The sequence below is a fragment of the Neisseria sp. HMSC056A03 genome (assembly GCF_001815685.1).
Taxonomy (GTDB): domain Bacteria; phylum Pseudomonadota; class Gammaproteobacteria; order Burkholderiales; family Neisseriaceae; genus Neisseria; species Neisseria subflava.
Map to the genome: position 1 here is coordinate 1 of NZ_KV821633.1, position 21,675 is coordinate 21,675.

The window sequence follows — 21,675 nt, forward strand, 5'->3', positions numbered from 1 at the left end:
TGTCCAAGATTTGGGGGCCAGTTCAATGTTTTTCAGACGGCCTTTTGAATATTGATGCGTTTATTTGGCAGGGACGACGGGCAGTGAACCGTTCAAGAGATAATGAATGGTTTCTTGAACCGTACGGATGGCGTTGCCAAACGGCAGTGGGTCTTTGCCGCGGAAAAACAGGCCTTTATCGACTTCGCCGCGGAATGCAGCGGAAAGTTGGATGTCGATACAGAATTGACCGGCTTTGGCCAAACCGTCGCGCAAGCCGCAGCTGGTCAGGCAGTTCAGGCCTTGGGTGCAACGGCGCGGATCGTTTTTGGCATTGGCTTGCAATTTGGCTTCACGTTTGATGTAGCTGTCGAGGAATTTGGTGCGCACGCCGCGAGCAGGCAAACCAGCAACAGACATGAATTCAACCACTTGTTCGGTTTCCGCACCGGTCAGTGTTTTCTTGAAGTTGATGTGGGCATCGCCTTCTTCGGTCACGGCAAACGCGGTACCGATTTGAACAGCGGATGCGCCCCAGTTTTTCAAGGCTGTTTTGACTTTTTCAAAGTTTGCCATGCCGCCGGCGAGTACCAACGGGATTTTTTCGCTTTCCAAGCCCAAGTTTTTGAATACTTCAAACGTTTCTTCAATAACGCGTTTGAACTCGAATTTGGCATCGTTCACGCCGTCAACGGTTGCCGCACCCAAGTGGCCGGCTGCGTGGGCTGGGTGTTCGATAACGATGGCATCGGGCAAGATGCCTTTTTTCATCCAACGTTTCAAAACGATGTTGATACCGCGTGATTCGGACAGGATAGGGAAAAGGGCGACATCTTTGTGGTAGCCCTCGGCCATTTCCGGCAAGTCCAAAGGCAAACCTGCGCCCATCACAATCGCGTCAGCACCAGATTCGCACGCCTGACGGACGTAGGCGGCATGGTCTTTGACGGCTTTCATGACGTTGACGGCAATCATGCCTTTGCCTTCTGAATCGGCTTTGGCTTTTTTGATTTCACGGTCAAGCGCGATGCAGTTGAGGCGGGTGTATTTTTCTTCGCTGGAATCAATTTTTGATTCGGCCAGCAAATCTTCGTGCAAGTGGCGCAAATCGACGCTGGCAATTGTACCCACGCCGTTTTCGCGCGCAACCGCGCTGGAGAGTTTTGATGCGGAAACGCCTACACCCATACCGCCTTGTACGACGGGGATCAGTGATTTGCCACGGATAATCAATGGGTCAAAGTTGTTTTGCATGAATGCTCCTTCATAGATTCTGGATGGCGCCGTCTGAAATCCTATGAAATGGATTGGATAACGGACTGATGTGTATATAAATAAGTGTGTTTTTCGCGACCGTTTTTCAGACGGCATGAGGCGTGTTTTTAAAATTTTAGGAATTATACTCTAAGTTAGTGTAAAAATTAGAGTATTAATACAGTTTTTTTGAAGGAAAAATTGAAAAGTATTGTTAATAAAGGAATAAATCTTATGACAAATTTGGTTGCGGAAAAGAAATTGCAAACAAAATCTACAAAGAAAAAGGCCGTCTGAAAATTCAGACGGCCTTAAGCATGGGAATCAGACAGATGTCGGATTACATTTGTTTTTTAGCAGCGTCAATGGCGCGTTGGTCAGGGTTGATCAAGATTTCAACGCGGCGGTTTTGTGCGCGGCCTTCAACAGTAGCGTTGGAAGCGATGGGTTGACGGGAGCCGTAACCGAAAGTGCTCAAACGGGTGCTGCTTACGCCACGGGATTGCAGGAAGGTGGCAACAGATTCGGCGCGGTTGCGAGACAATGGCTCGTTGATGGCATCGTTACCGGTGTTGTCGGTGTGGCCGTTGATGGTCAAAGTCGTGTCAGGATATTGAACCAAAGTTTGTGCAGCGGCAGACAAAGCGCTTTGAGCTTGGCCGCTCAGGGCCGCGCTGCCGGTAGCGAAGGTTACGTTTTCAGGCATAACCAGTTTGATTTGGTTGCCTTGACGTTCAACTTCGATGTTGGTGTTGGCCAGGCTTTGACGCAGTTTTTTCTCTTGGTAGTCCATGTAACCGCCGATACCGGCACCTACTGCACCACAAGCCAATGCGGAGTTGCGCGCGCCTTTACCGCCGTGGGTCAGCGCACCAACGATGCCACAAACAGCCGCACCGCCCAAACCGTACATAGCGGTTTTGCTGGCGGATTGTTGACCGGTAGCAGGATCGGTCACACAGCCGGTGAGTGCCAAAGGAATTGCAGTAGCAATAACGGTCAGGGGTTTCAAGAATTTCATGTCGTATCCTCTTTTTAGATGACGGCACGGGCCGTCTGAAAAAAATGAATAAAAACCGCGTAGGTCATTACGGATTTATGATACCCAATATCCGAAACGCAAAAGAATGGGTTTAACCCGATATTACGAAAATATTTGCCAGTTAACATAATTCTGAAGCATTTCTGCATTTCTCCGACAGTTTGGTCATTTTGCCGCGAAATAACAAGCAAAGTTTTTTACAGTTTCCTCCGTTTTTTATGCTTGCGGCGATACCAGTTGACGAATGCCCATTTCAATCTGACCTTGACGTCATATCCCACCGAGCCCGCACCCAGTATGATCAAAACGGCGGAAACGGGCAGGGCGAAATGATGGCCGACCAGATGATAACCCCATGCGCCAACCACGCCGCCCAGCAAAAACGACAGCATCAAGCCGCTTAAAAGCCACATTTTCGGTTTGTTGACGCGGACGTGCGGCAGGCGCGGATGATGCTGTTTGGAGTAATAAAGCGCGCGTGAAATTTCAATGCCCAAGTCGGTCGCCGTGCCGGTCATGTGGGTGGAACGGATGGCGCCGCCGGAAAGAAGCGTGATAACCGTATTGTGCATACCCATAATAAAACACAATAAAAACAATGCCAAAGACGGCATAATAAAATCAGAGCCGCCAAAATCCCATTCCATCGCAGCAATACCGAACCAACCGAATATCAACAGATAAACTGCTTCTAGCCACATGGAAAATCCAAAGCTGCCACGGAAACGCATTTGCTGCGTCCATAAAATCACCCAGCCCGAATGCGCGGCTCCGGCAACAAAACACAACACGCTGATTGTGGCAATAATGGCCACACTCCACTCTTGAAGATACAAAACATCTGCCAACAGCGACATTGAGCCGGTAACGTGGGAGGTATAACGTGAGAATGCGAAGTAACCGCCGGCATTAATCGCACCGGCAAGAAAGGCCATGATGTAGCCTAGCCGTCTGAAACGGGCATCGGAAATATTGTGTTCGTGCAGGTACGGACGGTCTGCCTGCCAAAACGGCGGCGTGTGTTGCCTATGGTGGCGCGGTCGGTAAGAGTGGGGCCGTTTGTCGTCGTTCATTGATTTGAGGATTGGGTCGAGCGTTTATACTGGGTGTATTTTATATGCAACTGCCTGCAGCCAAGAACAAATAATATAAAGTGTCCCCAAGTTGCCACACTTGCTCATTGCAAGATGAGGGCGTACATTAATAGTCATACATGAGTATAAGGAAACATCTGATGAATCCTATCCGCCTGACCTTATTGATTGGTGCTGCCGCATTGCTTGCTGCCTGCGCCACCACGCCTGAGCAAAAAGCTGCACGCGCCCAAGCGCAGAAACGCTATGAGCAGGATCTTCAAGTACATCTTGCCGCCCAATGCGATCAGGAAACTGCCGCGCTGATCCGCCGCAAATTTGACGAAGAAGGCAAACCCGGTGTCGCAACTGCGGAACAAAAAGCCTTCCGCCTCAAATATATCGACAAAGTTTCCGATCCGATGTTCCAAGCCTGCTACAAAATGGCATGGCAAAACTATATTTCCCAAGAACAGCTGCGCGAAGCCCGCTACTATCGCTATTATGACGATTGGGGCTATCCGTTTGGCCGTTATCCTTGGTGGTGGTAAGGTATTAACAAACTTTAGGGCCGTCTGAAAGCATATATTTATTGGTTTCAGACGGCCTAAGGTTTATTGAAACGGCAATAACGTTTACAATAGCCGCCTATTCAAACACAATACCACCACCCATGAACATCTGGCTTGGACAGCGACACGCGCCCAAATTTCCGCAAGGAGCCGCCGTAACCATCGGCAACTTCGACGGCGTACACCTCGGGCATAAACACATTCTACAAAAACTCAAACGAGAGGCAGACCAGCGCGGTCTGCCTGTTGTCGTTGTTGTTTTTGAGCCTCAGCCCAAAGAATTTTTTGCGCGCAAAGCCGGGAAAAAGCTGCCTTACCGCATCAGTCCGCTACGTACCAAATTGCGTCTTTTGCGTGAAACCGGCTGTGTGGATGCCGTTTGGGTCTTGTGTTTTAACCAAGCTTTCTCCAATATGAGTGCACAAGCGTTTATCGACCAGCTTTTGCGCCAAACACTCAACACGCGTTATCTGCTGATTGGTGACGATTTCCGTTTCGGTGCCGGCCGTGAAGGCTGTTTTGAACTCTTGGCTCAACAGCCTGATATGCAAACCGAGCGCACGCCGTCCGTTATCGTTGAAGACATCCGCACCAGCAGTACCGCCGTCCGCCAAGCCCTTTCAGACGGCAAGTTGGAATACGCCAAAAAACTGTTGGGCCATGATTACGTGTTAAGCGGCAAGGTCAAACACGGGCAAAAACTCGGCCGCACCATCAACGCGCCTACCGCCAATGTCCAGCTTCCTCCGTATCATTATGCACTAAGTGGAGTATTTGTCGTTGAGGCAGACGGCACATTCGGCACGCGCCGAGGCGTTGCCAGCTTTGGTTTTAATCCCACTGTCAGCAACAACCGCTCGCAAAAGCTGGAAGTCCATCTGTTCGATTTCAATGGCGATTTGTACGGCCAACGCATCTTTGTCCGCTTCCTGCACAAACTGCGTGACGAGAAAAAATTTGAGAGTATCGAAGCATTGAAAACCCAAATTTTGCAAGATATGGAAGATGCGAGGGTTTGGGAAGCATAGAAACGCTTCTAGAAGCTTATAAAATCAAGACAATTGGGCTACAATAAGTCCTTTGAATTTTTTCAGACGGCCTGTTCTTTTTAAAATGAGCAATTAGGCCGTCTGAAACCGAAATACCGCAACAATAGAGATCAAAAAATGACCGATTACAGTAAAACCGTAAACCTGCTCGAGAGCCCGTTTCCAATGCGCGGCAATCTTGCCAAGCGCGAGCCTGCATGGCTGAAAAGCTGGTACGAGCAAAAACGCTACCAAAAACTGCGCGAAATCGCCAAAGGCCGTCCGAAATTTATTCTGCACGACGGTCCTCCGTATGCCAACGGCGACATCCACATCGGTCATGCCGTCAATAAAATTCTCAAAGACATCATTATCCGCAGCAAAACCCAAGCCGGTTTTGACGCGCCTTATGTACCGGGTTGGGACTGTCACGGTTTGCCTATCGAAGTGATGGTAGAAAAGCTGCACGGCAAAGACATGCCTAAAGCCCGTTTCCGCGAATTGTGCCGCGAATATGCTGCCGAACAGATTGCCCGCCAGAAAAAAGACTTTATCCGTCTGGGCGTGTTGGGCGACTGGGACAATCCTTACCTGACCATGGATTTCAAAACCGAGGCGGATACTGTGCGTATGCTCGGCGAAATCTACAAATCCGGCTATCTCTACCGCGGCGCGAAACCGGTTCAATTCTGTTTGGACTGCGGCTCTTCGCTGGCGGAAGCGGAAGTGGAATACAAAGACAAAGTATCGCCTGCGATTGACGTTGGCTATCCGTTTAAAGACACCGCCGCGCTTGCCGCCGCATTCGGTTTGTCCGGCATCGAAGGCAAAGCGTTTGCCGTCATCTGGACGACCACGCCTTGGACGCTGCCCGCGAGCCAAGCCGTATCTGCGGGTGCGGACGTGGTTTACCAACTGATTGATACGCCCAAAGGCAAATTGGTGCTGGCGAAAGATTTGGCAGAAGACGCGCTCAAACGTTACGGTTTTTCAGACGGCATTGCTATTCTTGCCGAAACCACCGGCGACAAGCTGGAAAACCTGCACATGAATCATCCGTTCCTCGAACGCGATATTCCCATGCTCAACGGCGATCATGTTACCACCGATGCCGGTACCGGTTTGGTGCATACTGCGCCTGCGCACGGTTTGGAAGACTATGCCGTCTGCAATAAATACGGCATCGAGCTTTACAACCCTGTCAACGCCGAAGGCAAATACATCAGCGAAACGCCGCGTGTTGCCGGCATGAGCGTTTGGGAAGCTAATCCCGTTATCCTGCAATGGCTGGAAGAGACCGGAAACCTTTTGGCAAGCAGCAAAATCGAACACAGCTACGCACACTGCTGGCGTCACAAAACGCCGTTGATTTACCGTGCGACCGGCCAATGGTTTGTCGGTATGGACAAAGCAGGTACCGATGGTAAAACCTTGCGCGACAAAGCCATCAAAGCCGTGGACGATACCGAGTTTTTCCCGTCTTGGGGTCGTGCGCGCCTCGAAGCCATGATTGAAGGTCGCCCCGACTGGGTGGTTTCACGCCAACGCTATTGGGGCACGCCGATGACTTTCTTTGTTCACAAAGAAACGGGCGAGCTGCATCCGAACTCTGCCGAACTTTTGGAAAAAGTTGCCCAAAAAATCGAAGAAAAAGGCATCGAAGCATGGTTCTCTCTCGATAAGAGTGAACTCTTGAGCGCGGAAGATTGTGAAAATTACGACAAACTTTCCGACACGATGGACGTGTGGTTCGACTCCGGCTCGACCCATTACTCCGTCTTGAAACAACGCGAAGAATTGGAATGGCCGGCTGACTTGTACCTCGAAGGCAGCGACCAACACCGCGGCTGGTTCCAATCGTCCATGCTGACCGGCTGTGCTTCATCAATGGGTCGCGCGCCATACAAACAGCTGCTGACCCACGGTTTCGTGGTTGACCAAAACGGCCGCAAAATGTCGAAATCCATCGGCAACGTCGTTGCACCGCAAGAAGTTTACAATGAATTCGGCGCAGACATCCTGCGTCTGTGGGCAGCATCCACCGATTACAGCGGCGAATTGGCGATTTCCAAAGAAATCCTCAAACGCGTAACCGAAAGCTACCGCCGTATCCGCAACACCTTGAGCTTCCTGTTTGCCAACCTCAGCGACTTCAATCCTATTGAAGATGCCGTGCAACAGGCAGACATGGTGGAAATCGACCGCTACGCCGTGGTATTGGCACGTCAGCTGCAAGAGCGACTGGCAGGCGATTATTATCCGCGCTACGCTTTCCACTTTGCTGTAAAAGACATTGTTTCTTTCTGCTCGGAAGACCTGGGCGCGTTCTACCTCGATATCCTGAAAGACCGCCTCTACACCACCAAAGCAGACAGCCATGCACGCCGCAGCGCGCAAACTGCCCTGTATCACATCACTCGCAGTTTGGTTCTGCTGATTGCTCCGATTTTGTGCTTCACCGGCGAGGAAGCATGGGACATCATCGGTGGTGGCGAAGAAGACAGTGTCCTCTTCCACACCTGGCACGAGTTCCCGCCCATCAACGAAAAAGCCGAAGCCGAACTGGTGAAAAAATGGACGGCAGTCCGCGAAGCCCGCGAAGCCGTAACCGCCGCCATCGAGCCTTTGCGCACCGACAAAACCGTCGGTTCGTCATTGCAGGCAGAAGCCGAAATCACCGCACCGGAAGCCACCGCCGACTACCTGAACGCCCTGGGCGAAGAATTGCGCTTTGCCCTCTTGGTGTCCAAAGTCGAGGTCAAAACCGGCAGCGAACTCGCCGTAACCGCCAAAGCCAGCGACGGCGAAAAATGCGAACGCTGTTGGCACTACACCCACGACATCGGCTCAGTCGCAGGCCATGAAACCATCTGTAAACGTTGTGCAGACAACGTTGACGGTAAAGGCGAAGACAGACATTACGCTTAATTGTTTGGTCTAAGATAAAGGCCGTCTGAAAACTTTGAAAATAGGTTTTCAGACGGCCTTTGTTTATTGAATCTGTTTCGTATAGCGAATAGATTTTGAAGGGTAATTGGGATTTGTAGTTTTGATCAATAAAGATAGTCAGTATGTGCATAGTGGATTTGACGCATATTGAAAAATATATTCTCGTAGAAAGTACTTTTCAAAGGGTCTTACTTATCCATGGAGTATGGACGTATTTTGAACCTTTAAATAGCCTCATATTTACGTTTTTATCCTTAAAAGGAAACTATATTCCTTATTCGTTTTATCCAATATAAAAGGCCGTCTGAAACAAGTTTTCAGACGGCCTTCAACTATTCTATCGCTAAGTAGAAATTAGCGTGCAGAGCAAGAAGTTTCTACTTTGTTGCCGTATGGGTCAGTGAAGCCGAAGAATGCTTCGCTGCCTTTTTGATGCCATTCAGCGCCTTTTCCGAACAGGCCTTGGTTGGCAACATAGCGTTCACCTGAACCTGCAACGGCAGAAGACAGGGTGGCAACTTTGTCGTCCAGACGCAGTTCAACTTGGTTGGTGCTCAGGTTGCGGACTTGTACAGACAGGCCGTTTTCGCAGCTGAATGATTGAACACGGTCATGGTTGTGCATGTCATGATGTTGGTGGCCATGTTCGTGTGCATGATTGTGCTCATGATGTTGACCATGGTCATGGCGATGGGCTTCAGGTGCGGCACAGGCAGCGAGGCTCATGGCGGTGGCAATTGCAAGCAGGGCTTTTACTTTCATTTTTGACTCCTATGGTCAGAGTTGAAGGAAGAATGTAGCGGCATGTTATAAATATCTTTATGGCTTCACAATAGGGATAACCATTATTTACTTTTTCTTCCTGTTTCCGGGAGTATGGCAGGATTCTTTGTAGTTTTGATATGAATGATTAATGCCGTTTGAAAAAAGCCGCACTTGCGCTAGAGGTAAACGAAAGTGCGGAAAATTCAGAGAGTTACATTGAAAGAAGGATAGGACAGCTTAACGCTGGCGTGCTTTAAAACGGGGATTGCTCTTGCAAATGACGTACACTTTGCCTTTTCGGCGGACAATTTGGCAGTCGCGGTGTCGTTTTTTTGCAGTTTTCAGAGATGAGAGAACTTGCATCATTTATCCTTTCTGAAAGAAGACATCATGGATTGGTAACGTTGGTTGAACTTGCTGGCGCGACCTTCGACATTGACGTTGCGTTGTTTGCCTGTGTATACGGGGTGGGACGCGGAAGAGGTATCAAGAGAGAAGAGGGGATACTCTACTCCGTCTTTCCAAACCATAGTTTTTCCGTGGGTATTGGCACATGAACGGATGAGCCATCCTTGGTCTGCACCGCTGTCGTAAAACAGGACGGTACGATAGTTGTCTGGGTGGATATCGGGTTTCATTTCTTTCTCCAGTTAGTGTTATGGTATAACATTATACTCTTAGAAAAAGAGCAGGCAAGTGTTTTTTGGTTTTTCTTTATCACGGGGGTGCGGCATTTTGATAAAATATGCTGTTTCAGACGGCCTTTTTTTCATGAGGCCGTCTGAATATTTTGTTTTCTGATGATAGGGATATGATGTATTTGTATAAGGGTTTCAGATTGGGTGGTGCAGTAAGCAAGGTTATGCCGATTATCCATGTATTGTCCAAGCTGGGGCTGTTGTTTTCACTGCTGTTGGCAGTGCCGACACTGATGTCGTATTTTTATCACGACAGCGCGTTTATCGTGTTTGCCTATACGGCTTTGACGGTATTGTTGGTGTCGTGTATTACTTGGGTGCTGACTTTGCGTTTCAACCGTGAATTGCGGCCGCGTGACGGATTTACCCTGGTATTGATGCTGTGGTTGGCCTTTGCCATCGTGGCGGCGATGCCGATTTATTTCTATATGCCGTCCATGAGTTTTACCGATGCATTTTTTGAAGCGATGTCGGGGCTGACGACAACGGGGGCAACAGTGATTTCCGGCTTGGATACGCTGGCACCGTCTGTAAACTTTTGGCGACACATGCTCAACTGGCTTGGCGGTATGGGTATTATCGTGCTGGCTGTGGCGATTTTGCCGATGTTGGGCGTGGGGGGCACGCAGCTCTTCAAAGCAGAAATTCCGGGTATGGATAAAGAAAGTAAGATGGCGCCCCGCATTTCGCAAGTGGCCAAACGATTGTGGTTTGCCTATGCGCTGACAACTGCTGCGGCTTTTGTATCCTTGCATATTGCCGGTATGGGTTGGTTTGATGCCTTGTGCCATGCGATGTCGGCAGTGGCCTTGGGCGGTTTTTCGACACATGATGACAGCGTTGCCTATTTTGATTCTGTGGCAGTCGAATGGGCGTTGATGTTTTTTACTGTCTGGGGCGGTATCAATTTTGCCAGCCATTTTACTGCGCTGGGCAACCGCTCTTGGCGGGTGTATTGGAAGGATGAAGAATGCCGCACCATGCTGCTGGTTTTGTCGGGCAGTATTTTGATTTCGGCATTGTATCTGTGGCAGCAGGACGTGTACCAAAGCCTTGGCGAAGCTTTGCGTTTTGTCAGCTTCAACTTTGTGTCCATAGGATTGGCCAGCGGTTTTTCCAATACTGACTTTGCTCAATGGCCGCTGATTGTGTCGTTGTGGATGTTTTTCCTGTCGAACGTATTGGCAAGTTCAGGCTCTATGGGTGGCGGTATTAAAAATGTGCGTGCGTTGGTATTGTTCAAATTCAGCTTGCGCGAAATGCTGATTTTGCTGCACCCGCGTGCGGTTCGTACGGTAAAGGTCAACAACCGCTCCATTCCGGATCGCATGGCGCTGACCGTCATGTCGTTCATCTTTATTTATTTTATGACGGTCATCGTATTCAGCTTTTTACTGATGGCGGCAGGCTTGGACTTTTTATCCGCCTTTACGGCAGTCATTGCCTGTATTACCAATGCAGGGCCGGGTTTGGGGGCAGTCGGTCCGTCGCATAATTACGCCGCGCTGAGCGATGTGCAGAAGTGGCTGTGTACGGCGGTGATGTTGTTGGGACGTTTGGAGATTTTTACCGTTTTAATTTTGTTTACTCCGGCATATTGGAAGAAATAAGTGTGAGAAAAAGGCCGTCTGAAATTTCAGACGGCCTTTTTTATAATGGTTGGGCTTAAGCGTATTGTTTGAGCAATTCTTTGAATTGTTCGCCGGTTTCAGGGTGTTTCAAACCATAAGCCACGGTTGCTTCAAGGTAACCCAATTTGCTGCCGCAGTCGTAGCGTTTGCCATCAAATGCATGAGCCAACACAAACTCATGGTCGAGCAGGCGCGCAATACCGTCTGTCAGTTGGATTTCGTTACCGGCACCGCGAGGCAGGTTGGTCAACAAGTCAAAAATACGCGGAGTCAGGATGTAGCGGCCGACAACGGCGAGGTTGGAAGGCGCTTCTTCCGGTTTTGGTTTTTCAACGATATTGGTGATACGTTGATAGTTTTTCAGCTGTTCAACTTCGACAATACCATAAGAGCCTGTTTGGGAAGGATCAACGGTTTCAACGCCTAAAACGCTGTTACCGCTTTGGTTGTACACATCAACCATCTGTTTCAACGCACCTTTAGGCGCATCAATCAAATCGTCTGCCAAAATAACGGCGAAAGGCTCGTTACCAACGGCAGCCTGCGCGCACAATACAGCATGACCCAAACCCAATGCTTCAGTTTGACGGATGTACATACAGGTAATGTTGGGAGGTAGGATGTCACGAACGTGCGCCAACAGTTTGTCTTTTTGACGTAATTCCAATTCGGTTTCCAACTCGTATGCTTTGTCGAAGTGATCTTCGATGCTGCGTTTGTTACGGCCGGTGATAAACACCATTTCGGTACAGCCGGCTTCAACCGCTTCTTCAACTGCATATTGAATTAGAGGTTTGTCCACAATAGGCAGCATTTCTTTGGGGCTGGCTTTGGTTGCAGGCAAGAAACGGGTGCCCATACCGGCAACGGGGAAGACGCATTTTTTAATGGGTTTCATATTGGTATCCTATTTTGTCTGAGGGATTAGCCCCCGAAAGTGTAATTGTGTGTAACGATAATACCACATGATAAAGTATCAGGCGGCTCGAAAAAGACTGTATATACTGTCTTATCCCAGCAACGTCAGCAATTCTTCTTCGCTCAATACGGCCACGCCCAAAGTTTGGGCTTTTTCCAATTTACTGCCTGCAGCTTCTCCGGCGACAACATAGTCGGTTTTTTTGGACACGCTACCGGAAACTTTGCCGCCTGCGGCTTCGATCAAGGCTTGGGCTTGGTCGCGTTTGAGGGTGGGCAGGGTGCCGGTTAACACAAAGGTTTTGCCTACTACGGCTTCGTTGAGACCGTCTGAAACCGTTGCTTCTTGGTTTTCAGACGACGTTTGGGCGAAGAAGGTTTTCAGGTTTTCGAGCAGGGCGGTGTTTTGTGCTTCGCTGCGCCATGTTTGCCAGTCGGCGGGGAGGGCTTTGTCGGTTTGCAGGCCTTCTATGCTTTTGCCGGCGAGTTCCCATAAGGCTTGGGCTTTGTTTTCGCTGATTTTGAAACCGGGCAGGCGGGCAATCCAGCGTTGCGGCTCGGCGTGGCGGGCGGGCGGGATGGTAACGGCTTGGGTTTGCGGGGCAACGCCTGCGGCGAGCAGCTCGTCTATCATCGCCTGCTGCGCGTCTTGGGCGAAGAAGTGGGCGATGGAGCGGGCGACGACGGTGCCGATGTCGGGCAGGCAGGCGAGGATGGGTTCGGGTGCGAGGCGGACGTGTTCCAACGTGCCGAATGCCTGTGCCAGCGTTTTGGCGGTGCGTTCGCCGACGTGGCGGATGCCGAGTGCGAACAGGAAGCGGGCGAGTTCGGGCATTTTGCTGGCTTCTATGCCTGCGAGGATGTTTTCCGCCCACTTGGTCGGCTGTTTTTTGCCGTTTGAGGTATTGGATTCAGACAGGTCGTCTGAAACCGTTTCCGCGTCACCGTTTTCATTTTCAGACGACGCTTTATCTGCCGTTTCCTTCATTTTTTGCAAGGTCGGAATGTCGAGGCGGTAGAGGTCGGCGAAGTGGCGGACGAGGTCTTGGGCGACAAGCTGCTCGATTTGTTTTTGACCGAGTCCGTCGATGTCCATGGCTTTGCGCGAGGCGAAGTGAATTAAGCCTTGCGCGCGTTGTGCCTGACAAAGCATACCGCCGCTGCATCGGGCGACGGCTTCACCTTCTTCGCGTTCGATTTCACTGCGGCAGATGGGGCAATGGGTCGGCAGGCGGTAGGGCTTGTGGAGCGGAACGGATTGGGTTTGGTCTGCGGACGGTGTTTCGGCAAACAGGTCGTCTTGTTGATGTTTGAGGGCGTCTGAAACGGCAACGGCGGTTTCCCGCATCGGGCGGCGTTCGAAAATTACGCGCACGACTTCGGGAATCACGTCTCCGGCGCGGCGCACGACGACGGTATCGCCGATGCGCACGTCTTTACGCGATACTTCGTCCTGATTGTGCAGGGTGGCGTTGGTTACGGTTACGCCGCCGACGAATACGGGTTGCAGGCGGGCGACGGGGGTAACGGCGCCGGTGCGCCCGATTTGCACGTCTATGGCTTCGACGACGGTCAGGGCTTCTTCGGCGGGGAATTTGTGGGCAATCGCCCAGCGCGGCGCGCGGGAGATGAAGCCGAGTTCGCGCTGTTGCGCCAAACTGTTGACTTTAACCACCATGCCGTCGATTTCGTAGGGCAGTTCGGGGCGTTTTTGCTGCATTTGTTCGTAAAACGCCAATACTTCGTCGATATTTTTGAAACAGCCGAAATTGCCGTAAGGCAGGCTGAAGCCGAGCTCTTGGAAATAGGCGAGTTCTTGGATGTGTGCTTCTGCGACGAAACCGCCTTGCTGACGGGCGACGGAGTAGGGGAAAAAGTGCAGTTTGCGTTGCGCAGTGATGCGCGAATCGAGTTGGCGCAGGCTGCCGGCGGCGGCGTTGCGTGGATTGGCAAAGGGTTTTTGCCCGTTTTCGGCTTGGCGTTTATTGAGCGCGGCGAAATCGGCTTTGAGCATTAACACTTCGCCGCGCACTTCGATGAGTTCGGGCGTATTTTCGCCGTGCAGCCGCAAGGGGATGTTGGCGACGGTTTTAACGTTTTGGGTCACGTCTTCGCCCGTCGTGCCGTCGCCGCGCGTTGCCGCCTGCACTAATACGCCGTCGCGGTAGAGCAGGCTGATGGCGAGGCCGTCGAATTTGGGTTCGATAACGTATTCGGGATTACTACCGTCCAAACCATCGCGCACGCGTTGGTCGAAAGCGTACATTTCGGCATGGTCGAACACGCCGTTTTCATCTTGCGGGGAGAAAGCGTTGGTCAGCGACAGCATCGGCACTTCGTGGCGTACTTCGGCAAAGCCCGCCAAAGGTTCGCCGCCGACGCGCTGGGTCGGGCTGTCGGGCAGCTTGAGTTCGGGATGGTTTCGTTCCAACGCTTCGAGTTCGCGGAACAATTTGTCGTATTCGGCATCGGGTACGCTGGGCGTATCGAGTGTGTAGTATTCGTAGGCGTAGCGGTTGAGGAGGTCGGTCAGGTATTTGATACGTTGTGCGGTCGGATTCATGTGCAATCGAAATAGAGTTTTCAGACGGCCTGATGATAGAGGCCGTCTGAAAATCAATGAATATTGAAGATAAAGGGATTTTACCTGAAAAAAACGGATATGCCGTCATTGCATATCCGCTTTTTGATTGGGGAAGTTTAAGAGAACAGACGCAGGGCTTGTTTGCTGCCGGGTTTGATGCCGACTTTAAGCATTTCTTCCTGACGGGCCAAAACGTAGTTGCGTACGTCTTTGAGCCATTGGGTGGAAACTTCTTCCATTTGGTCGTTAACCAAATCCAAGCTGAGTTGGCCGGAGAGTTTGACTGCCAAGTCCATAAATTTGTCGAAAGTTTTTTCGCCGGCCGGAACATGCGGAATATCCAGAAGCATGCTGAAACCGCGGTAGGCTTGGTTGTCCAACAGAGGGTTGGTAAACGGTTTGTTGTCCAAAGTATGGATGGAGAACAATTGAGGGTTGTTGTTGTCGCCGAAGTGGAACGCACCGTCTTCGCCCAGTTTGAAGCCTGTATCTTCCACGGCGGCACGCAACTCTACGCCGCTGATATTGGAGTGGGAAACCAAGTGAATGGCGATGGTTTGGTCAACACGCGCACAGAATTGGTCGAGGGCTTGTGCAACTTCGGTAAAGGCATCCAAGTCGGTATGCAAAACTTTGCCATCCATCAGTCGGGCAAAAGCATCAACCTGTTGGTCGAAGTGTTGCAGCTCTTCACGCGCGGCCAAACCGTTGCGGCTGACAGCCTGCAGGCCCATAACGAAGCCTTGGTAGTAAACGCCCGGAATCGGCTCGGCAACGCGGAAATGGTCGTCCATGGTGCAACCGATGATTTGGAAGCGGTGAGTGCCGGAAAGGCGCGGCAGGGCGTGCAATTCTTGGGCTTGTTTCAGGGAGACGTAGGCCATGTAGTCGAAGCGCGGGTCAAACCAAGGCAACTCGACTTGAGACAATTCGTCCAAGCTGATCAATGGTACTTGTGCCACAGGTTCGGCTGCGGTTTCAACCGGAGCAGAAGCGGCTTCGGCAGGGCTTACGGTAATTTCGTTGTTTAAGCCGATAACGGTGTGTTGAACTTTTTCTTCTGCGGAGAAGTCGTCTTCCACAGTCAATTCGACATCGGTTTTAAGTTGGGCAGGATGGGCCAGTTTGGCTTTTGCCGCGTAGATTTCATCTTGCTCTTGCAGGTTGCGCAATGCCTCTTCGGTTTTTTTGTTTTTCTTGATAAACAAACCTTGGCCGCCGGTTTCTTTACTGTCGCGGACGTGTTTGGTTTTGCTGGTCAAAAGCGCATCTTTATCGGAATGGCCGAATTGTTCGCGCACTTGTTTGCGGTATTGGTTTTCCTGGTACATGTTGTAACCGATGACCGCCAAAAGGGCGGCGAGGGCTAAGACGATGAAAATCATGGAGTAATCACTTTTTAAAAAAGCAGCATTCCGTCTTTTTCAGGGTGCGGAATCTTGCTGCATGGGAAGTTCGTTGGAGCCGGACTTTATGCGTCCGAATGGATAGCTGAATTATAACGAAAATAAACGGTTGTGACAGCATTATGTCTGCCAATCATTGTACAGGCCGTCTGAAAGTTATCCGCGCCGGACGGGGAAACCTGCTTTTTGAAGGCGAGGCCAATCGAAGAAATGACCGGGATCGGTTTTCCTGTCCGGCGCGATGTCCTGATGACCGGTAACGGCCTGAATCGGGTAATGTTCGGAAATGGCGGTCAGCAAGGCTTGCAGGCTGGTATATTGTGCTTCGGTAAAAGGCTCGAAATCGCAGCCTTCCAATTCGATACCGATGGAGAAGGCATTGCATTTTTCTCTGCCTTGAAACGACGATATTCCGGCATGATAGGCCATGTCGTCGCAGGAAACGAATTGGACGGTTTCACCTTTGCGGCTGATGAAAAAATGGCTGGAGACGCGCAAGATGTGGATGATGCTGAAGAAAGGATGCTCGTCAGGGTTGATTTGGTTGGTAAACAATTTTTCCACAGCCCCCGTGTTGTACTCAAAAGGAGGGAGGGAAATATTATGGAGGACAACCAATGAGATGTCTTCATTCTGTTCGCGCGGGCTGAAATTGGGCGAATGAGTTTGGCGTGCATTCAGCCAACGGCCGTTTTGCCAAGTATTTTTTGAAGGGGAATTCATGATTTCAGACGGCCTTTCGGGATAGGAAAGCATACGTTGGGGAAGGTGGCAGGCTTGGTGCGCTTGTTTTCGGTTATACTGTCGCCCGACACGTTCACAAACCAAGAATCCTACCATGCTGAAAAAATTGTTGAAATGGCTGGCCGTATTTTTGACGGCATTTGCCGCCGTGGTTGCCGCATTGTTGTTTGTTCCGAAAGACAACGGCAAACCATACCGTATTACCATTACCAAAAACCAAGGTATCTCTTCCGTCAGCCGCAAACTGGCTCAAGACGGCATCGTTTATAACCGTTATGTGCTGGTAGCCGCCGCATATGTAATGGGCGTACACAACCAACTCAATGCCGGTTCTTACCGCCTGTCTGCCAAAGTATCGGCTTGGGACATTTTAAAACGCATTAAAAAAGGCCATCCTGACTCGGTCAGCGTGCAAATTTTGGAAGGCGCGCGTTTTGCCCAAATGCGCCGTATTATCGATAACACTGCCGACATTGCCCATGACACGCGCGGTTGGAGCGATGAAAAATTGATGGCCGAAGTAGCGCCCGATGCCTTGAGCAGCAATCCTGAAGGACAGTTTTTCCCGGATAGTTACGAAATTGATGCCGGTGGCAGCGATCTTCAAATTTACAAAATCGCCTACCGTAAAATGCAGGAAAACCTGCAAGAAGCATGGGACGACCGTCAAAGCGGCCTGCCTTATAAAAATCCGTACGAAATGCTGATTATGGCGAGTCTGATTGAAAAAGAAACCGCACACGAAGACGACCGCGCCCATGTAGCCGCAGTATTCGTCAACCGCCTGAATATCGGTATGCGCCTGCAAACCGACCCGACCGTCATCTATGGCATGGGCGATGCGTATAAAGGCAGAATCCGCAAAGCCGACCTGCAACGCGATACGCCTTACAATACTTACACGCGCAGCGGTTTGCCACCAACTCCGATTGCGCTTCCCGGCAAGGCCGCGCTTGAAGCGGCAGGTCATCCGTCTGATGAAAAATATCTGTATTTCGTCTCAAAAATGGATGGTACGGGCTTGAGCGAGTTCAGCCATAATCTTTCTGAACACAACGCTGCCGTACGCAAATATATTTTGAAGAAATAAACCGAATAGGCCGTCTGAAACATTTATAATCCCTGTTTTAGACGGCCTTTAAATTGACGATATCCATATGAAACCCAGATTTATTACCCTTGACGGCATAGACGGCGCAGGCAAGTCCACCAACCTCGCCGTAATGAAAGCATGGTTTGAGAAACACCAACTGCCCGTATTGTTTACGCGCGAACCAGGAGGTACTCCGGCCGGAGAAGCATTGCGTGAAATCCTGCTCAACCCTGCTACCCAAGTCAGCCTGCGTACCGAAACCCTGCTGATGTTTGCAGCCAGACAGCAACACTTGGAAACAGTTATTCTGCCTGCCCTGAAAAACGGCACGCATGTGGTTTCCGACCGCTTTACCGATGCAACGTTTGCCTATCAAGGCGGCGGACGCGGCGTTCCCTTGCAAGATATTGCCACGCTTGAGTATTGGGTGCAGGGCGATTTCCGCCCCGATTTAACTTTGCTGTTGGATGTGCCTTTGGAAGTGTCAATGGCGCGCATCAACCAAACGCGTGAGAAAGACCGCTTTGAACAAGAAGAAGCCGAGTTTTTCAATCGGGTGCGCGAAGTGTATCTGCAACGTGCTAACGAACAGCCGGAACGCTATGCCGTCATCGACAGCAGCCAAAGTCTGGACGCTGTAAAAAATCAGATTGAAACCGCGCTAGACAGTCATTTTGGATTGAATGTTTAAGTTTAAATAAAATGCCGTCTGAAAGAAGAGTGATGTGGCAAAGAAATATTATTACAGAAGTTTTTAGACATAAAACCAAATAAAACGAAATATCAAAACAAATGTAATAAATATCGGTATGCGCCACCAAAAGAACATGATAAAATTACGGCCTCTTACAAAGCCGGTCTGTTAACAACCCGACTTTAGAAATTTTAAACGTCTGAAGCAGCCTGTTTCAGACTTGTTCGCTGTAAAATCTCTCTCGCAAACAGGATCGATAAATGGAAAATTCATTAAAAGAAGCCGCCCTGCAGTTCCACGAATTCCCCGTGCCGGGCAAAATCTCCGTTACCCCAACCAAATCTCTGGCTACTTCTAAAGACTTGGCGTTGGCGTACTCTCCGGGCGTAGCCGCTCCTTGTATGGAAATCCATGCCGATCCTCAAACTGCCTACAAATACACTGCCAAAGGCAATTTGGTTGCCGTGATTTCCAACGGTACCGCAGTGTTGGGTTTAGGCAACATCGGCGCATTGGCAGGCAAACCTGTGATGGAAGGCAAAGGCGTATTGTTCAAAAAATTCGCGGGTGTGGATGTATTCGACATCGAAATTGATGAAAAAGACCCGCAAAAACTGGTGGACATCATCGCTGCGTTGGAGCCGACTTTCGGCGGTATCAACCTCGAAGACATCAAAGCGCCTGAGTGCTTCTACGTCGAACGCGAATTGCGCAAACGTTGCAAAATCCCTGTATTCCACGACGACCAACACGGTACTGCCATCATTACCGCTGCCGCTGTATTGAACGCTTTGCGTTATACCGGCCGTAAAATCGAGGAAGCGACCTTGGTGTGCTCCGGCGCAGGTGCCGCAGCGATTGCTTGCTTGAACCAATTGCTGGATTTGGGTCTGAAACGTGAAAACGTGACCGTCTGCGACTCCAAAGGCGTGATTTACAAAACCCGCGAAGACAAAGACGCGATGGATGAATCCAAACAATTCTACGCCATCGAAGACAACGGCCAACGCGTATTGGCTGATGCCGTTAAAGGTAAAGACATTTTCTTGGGTCTGTCCGGTGCAAACCTGCTGACTCCTGAAATGCTGAACACCATGAACGAGAAACCAATTGTGTTCGCTATGGCAAACCCAAATCCGGAAATTCTGCCTCCATTGGCAAAAGAAACCCGTCCGGATGTGGTAATCGGTACCGGCCGCTCAGACTTCCCGAACCAAGTAAACAACGTATTGTGCTTCCCATTCATCTTCCGTGGCGCTTTGGATGTCGGCGCGACCACCATTAACGAAGAAATGAAACGCGCTTGCGTATACGCTTTGGCTGACTTGGCAATGGAAGAGGTAACTGAAGAAGTGGTTGCCGCTTACGGTAAGAAATTTGAATTCGGCGCGGAATACCTGATTCCTACCCCATTCGACTCCCGCCTGTTGCCTCGCGTTGCTTCTGCGACTGCTAAAGCAGCTATGGAAAGCGGCGTGGCTACCCGTCCAATCGCCGACTTGGATGCGTACGCTGCTAAATTGGCTGAATGGAAACTGTAATTCAGTAAGTAGTGCTTGATTGAAAAGGCCGTCTGAAAGTTGTATTTCAGACGGCCTTTTTGTTTATTGGGTATTTTAGAAACGGCTTAATGCAGTAATCGGAATGAAGAATACGATAATCTGCTGATTCAAAATCGACGTGGGAATATGGATTGTTTTCTAAGATAGATTTCTTATTTTTGAGCGGCTTTGACTTTGAAGGGTTTGTACGGGATTGAATACAATATTTTTTCAGCTTTTTTAAACAACGTCAGGCCGTCTGAAATCGAGTTTTCAGACGGCCTGAGTTAATAAAACGGTTTATTTTTGCCAATAGGTTTTGACGTTGACGAACTCATACAACCCGAATTCTGATAGCTCGCGGCCATAGCCGGAAGCTTTGACGCCGCCAAAGGGGAGGCGCAGGTCGCTGCTGGTGTGGCGGTTGATAAAGACAGAGCCTGCTTGGATTCTTTCGGCGTATTGCCATGCGTTTGCCGTGTCGGCTGTATAGATGCAGGCGCCAAGGCCGAAAGGTGTGTCATTGGCAAGTGCGACGGCATGATCCGGATTGTCGGCACGTAAAATCATGGCAACCGGGCCGAAGACTTCTTCGTGCCAAACGCAGCAGTTTGGGTTGACTTGATCCAATACCGTGGCAGGGTAAAACCAGCTTTCTCCCTCAGGGATATAGCCGCCGCTCAAACATTGCGCGCCATGTGCAACCGCATCTTGAACCTGTTCATGTACGGTTTGACGTAAATCTTGGCGGTGAAGCGGGGCAAGGGTGGTGTTCGGGTCTTTGGGATTGCCGGTTTGCAGTTTGGCGCACTCGGCAAGGAAGAGCGGGATAAACTGTTCGGCAATATCTTGGGTAACAATGATGCGTTTGGCGGCATTACAGGATTGTCCGGCATCGCGAAAGCGCGAATAGCAGGCATCGATGGCTGCGCGTTGCAGATCGGCATCGGGCAAAATGATAAACGGATTGCTGCCGCCCAGTTCAAGGACAGTTTTTTTCAGATGTTTGCCTGCATGGGCGGCCAGCAGGCGGCCGGTATGGGTCGAACCGGTAAATGCCATGGCATCGGTATCTTCAATGGCTTTAAGCGTGTCTTCATGGCTCAACCATGCGCCGATAAGCGGCAAACCTTTTGGGACAAGGCCGAATAGGGTTTCGCTGATGCGGGCGACACTGGGCGCAGGTTTGACCGCGCAGGCATTGCCGGCACACAGTGCAGGGATGGCAAATCGTAAAATCTGCCAAACAGGGTAGTTCCACGGCATGACCGCTAAAACAATGCCCAAAGGCTCGAAGCGGACTTGGCTGAGGCTGGCTTGGGTGGCGATGGTTTTATGGGCAAGCAGTTCGGGGGCAAGACGGACGTAGTAGCGGATAAGCTCGATGGATTTTCTGATTTCTGCACGGCATTCGTGCAGGCAGCGTCCGACTTCTTCGCAAACCATTTCGGCAAGGCGTTCTTGGTTTTGGGTAAGGCTGTCGGCAAATTGCTGTAAGAGGGCGGTGCGCTCGGTAATGCTTGATTGGGCGAAGGTTTGCTGAAGGGTTTGGAGGCGGTTTAATTCGTCGGTGAACTCGGTGTAGCTTTGCGCCGGTCGGCGGTAAATGGTTTCTCCGGTGAAGACATGGGTGCTGTGAAACATGGTTGGCTCCTTTGTTTTTATGTTTTTATGAGGCCGTCTGAAAATGTTTCAGACGGCCTT

General features: G+C 50.4%; 18 protein-coding genes. 7 read left to right on the forward strand and 11 right to left on the reverse strand.

Translation table 11 applies throughout. The features are described from left to right. Positions 1-60 precede the first annotated feature (60 nt). The 3 genes from HMPREF3052_RS06160 to HMPREF3052_RS06170 all read right to left on the reverse strand — a co-directional run bounded on the left by HMPREF3052_RS06160 (position 61) and on the right by HMPREF3052_RS06170 (position 3,348). Positions 61-1,233 carry an NAD(P)H-dependent flavin oxidoreductase gene (locus HMPREF3052_RS06160; protein ID WP_070749194.1) on the reverse strand — a complete coding sequence of 391 codons (1,173 nt, stop codon included), beginning with the start codon at positions 1,231-1,233 and terminating at the stop codon, positions 61-63. Between the two features lie 340 nt (positions 1,234-1,573). Further along, the gene (locus tag HMPREF3052_RS06165; protein WP_070749195.1) at positions 1,574-2,254 is read right to left on the reverse strand and encodes a YiaD family glycine zipper/OmpA-like lipoprotein; all 681 of its coding nucleotides are present in this window, start codon (positions 2,252-2,254) and stop codon (positions 1,574-1,576) included. Positions 2,255-2,472: 218 nt separating this feature from the next. Further along, a complete protein-coding gene (locus HMPREF3052_RS06170; RefSeq protein WP_070749196.1) occupies positions 2,473-3,348 on the reverse strand; it encodes a YoaK family protein in 876 nt (291 codons plus the stop codon). Positions 3,349-3,509: 161 nt separating this feature from the next. Here HMPREF3052_RS06170 and HMPREF3052_RS06175 point away from each other — a divergent pair, with 161 nt between their 5' ends. From HMPREF3052_RS06175 to ileS, 3 genes are all read left to right on the forward strand, one after another. Further along, positions 3,510-3,899: a hypothetical protein gene (locus tag HMPREF3052_RS06175; RefSeq protein ID WP_039863620.1), complete on the forward strand. Its 390-nt coding sequence runs from the start codon at positions 3,510-3,512 to the stop codon at positions 3,897-3,899. 122 nt (positions 3,900-4,021) lie between these two features. Then, positions 4,022-4,948 carry a bifunctional riboflavin kinase/FAD synthetase gene (gene ribF, locus HMPREF3052_RS06180; protein WP_070749197.1) on the forward strand — a complete coding sequence of 309 codons (927 nt, stop codon included), beginning with the start codon at positions 4,022-4,024 and terminating at the stop codon, positions 4,946-4,948. A gap of 138 nt (positions 4,949-5,086) precedes the next feature. Then, on the forward strand, positions 5,087-7,876 hold the full coding sequence (gene ileS, locus HMPREF3052_RS06185) for an isoleucine--tRNA ligase (protein ID WP_070749198.1): 2,790 nt from the start codon (positions 5,087-5,089) through the stop codon (positions 7,874-7,876). A gap of 375 nt (positions 7,877-8,251) precedes the next feature. On the opposite strand, the gene HMPREF3052_RS06190 is transcribed toward ileS, so the two are convergent. The 3 genes from HMPREF3052_RS06190 to HMPREF3052_RS06200 all read right to left on the reverse strand — a co-directional run bounded on the left by HMPREF3052_RS06190 (position 8,252) and on the right by HMPREF3052_RS06200 (position 9,300). Then, on the reverse strand, positions 8,252-8,659 hold the full coding sequence (locus HMPREF3052_RS06190; RefSeq protein WP_049328621.1) for an MliC family protein: 408 nt from the start codon (positions 8,657-8,659) through the stop codon (positions 8,252-8,254). Between the two features lie 240 nt (positions 8,660-8,899). Then, a complete protein-coding gene (gene ykgO, locus HMPREF3052_RS06195) occupies positions 8,900-9,025 on the reverse strand; it encodes a type B 50S ribosomal protein L36 (protein WP_003685279.1) in 126 nt (41 codons plus the stop codon). After that, positions 9,025-9,300, reverse strand: coding sequence for a type B 50S ribosomal protein L31 (locus HMPREF3052_RS06200; protein ID WP_004464264.1), 276 nt, complete (start codon positions 9,298-9,300; stop codon positions 9,025-9,027). Before HMPREF3052_RS06200 ends, ykgO begins: the two co-directional genes overlap by 1 nt. 173 nt (positions 9,301-9,473) lie before the next feature. On the opposite strand from HMPREF3052_RS06200, the gene HMPREF3052_RS06205 reads away from it, so the two are divergent. Next, positions 9,474-10,970, forward strand: coding sequence for a TrkH family potassium uptake protein (locus HMPREF3052_RS06205; protein ID WP_070749199.1), 1,497 nt, complete (start codon positions 9,474-9,476; stop codon positions 10,968-10,970). A gap of 55 nt (positions 10,971-11,025) precedes the next feature. On the opposite strand, the gene galU is transcribed toward HMPREF3052_RS06205, so the two are convergent. From galU to ampD, 4 genes are all read right to left on the reverse strand, one after another. After that, complete coding sequence (gene galU / locus HMPREF3052_RS06210) at positions 11,026-11,889, reverse strand: UTP--glucose-1-phosphate uridylyltransferase GalU (protein WP_070749200.1); 864 nt, start codon at positions 11,887-11,889, stop codon at positions 11,026-11,028. Between the two features lie 111 nt (positions 11,890-12,000). Then, complete coding sequence (gene ligA, locus HMPREF3052_RS06215; RefSeq protein ID WP_070749201.1) at positions 12,001-14,472, reverse strand: NAD-dependent DNA ligase LigA; 2,472 nt, start codon at positions 14,470-14,472, stop codon at positions 12,001-12,003. A 137-nt stretch (positions 14,473-14,609) separates the two neighbouring features. Continuing rightward, on the reverse strand, positions 14,610-15,878 hold the full coding sequence (locus HMPREF3052_RS06220) for a cell division protein ZipA C-terminal FtsZ-binding domain-containing protein (protein WP_070749202.1): 1,269 nt from the start codon (positions 15,876-15,878) through the stop codon (positions 14,610-14,612). 177 nt (positions 15,879-16,055) lie between these two features. Further along, on the reverse strand, positions 16,056-16,622 hold the full coding sequence (gene ampD / locus HMPREF3052_RS06225; RefSeq protein WP_070749203.1) for a 1,6-anhydro-N-acetylmuramyl-L-alanine amidase AmpD: 567 nt from the start codon (positions 16,620-16,622) through the stop codon (positions 16,056-16,058). A gap of 115 nt (positions 16,623-16,737) precedes the next feature. Between ampD and mltG the strand changes: the two genes are divergently transcribed. From mltG to HMPREF3052_RS06240, 3 genes are all read left to right on the forward strand, one after another. Continuing rightward, on the forward strand, positions 16,738-17,733 hold the full coding sequence (gene mltG / locus HMPREF3052_RS06230) for an endolytic transglycosylase MltG (protein ID WP_070749204.1): 996 nt from the start codon (positions 16,738-16,740) through the stop codon (positions 17,731-17,733). Positions 17,734-17,800: 67 nt separating this feature from the next. Next, positions 17,801-18,427, forward strand: coding sequence for a dTMP kinase (tmk, locus tag HMPREF3052_RS06235; protein WP_070749205.1), 627 nt, complete (start codon positions 17,801-17,803; stop codon positions 18,425-18,427). A 263-nt stretch (positions 18,428-18,690) separates the two neighbouring features. Beyond that, positions 18,691-19,971, forward strand: a complete 1,281-nt coding sequence (locus HMPREF3052_RS06240) for a malic enzyme-like NAD(P)-binding protein (protein WP_083318796.1) — start codon at positions 18,691-18,693, stop codon at positions 19,969-19,971. Positions 19,972-20,271: 300 nt separating this feature from the next. On the opposite strand, the gene HMPREF3052_RS06245 is transcribed toward HMPREF3052_RS06240, so the two are convergent. Then, positions 20,272-21,615, reverse strand: coding sequence for an aldehyde dehydrogenase family protein (locus HMPREF3052_RS06245; protein ID WP_070749206.1), 1,344 nt, complete (start codon positions 21,613-21,615; stop codon positions 20,272-20,274). Positions 21,616-21,675 lie beyond the last annotated feature (60 nt).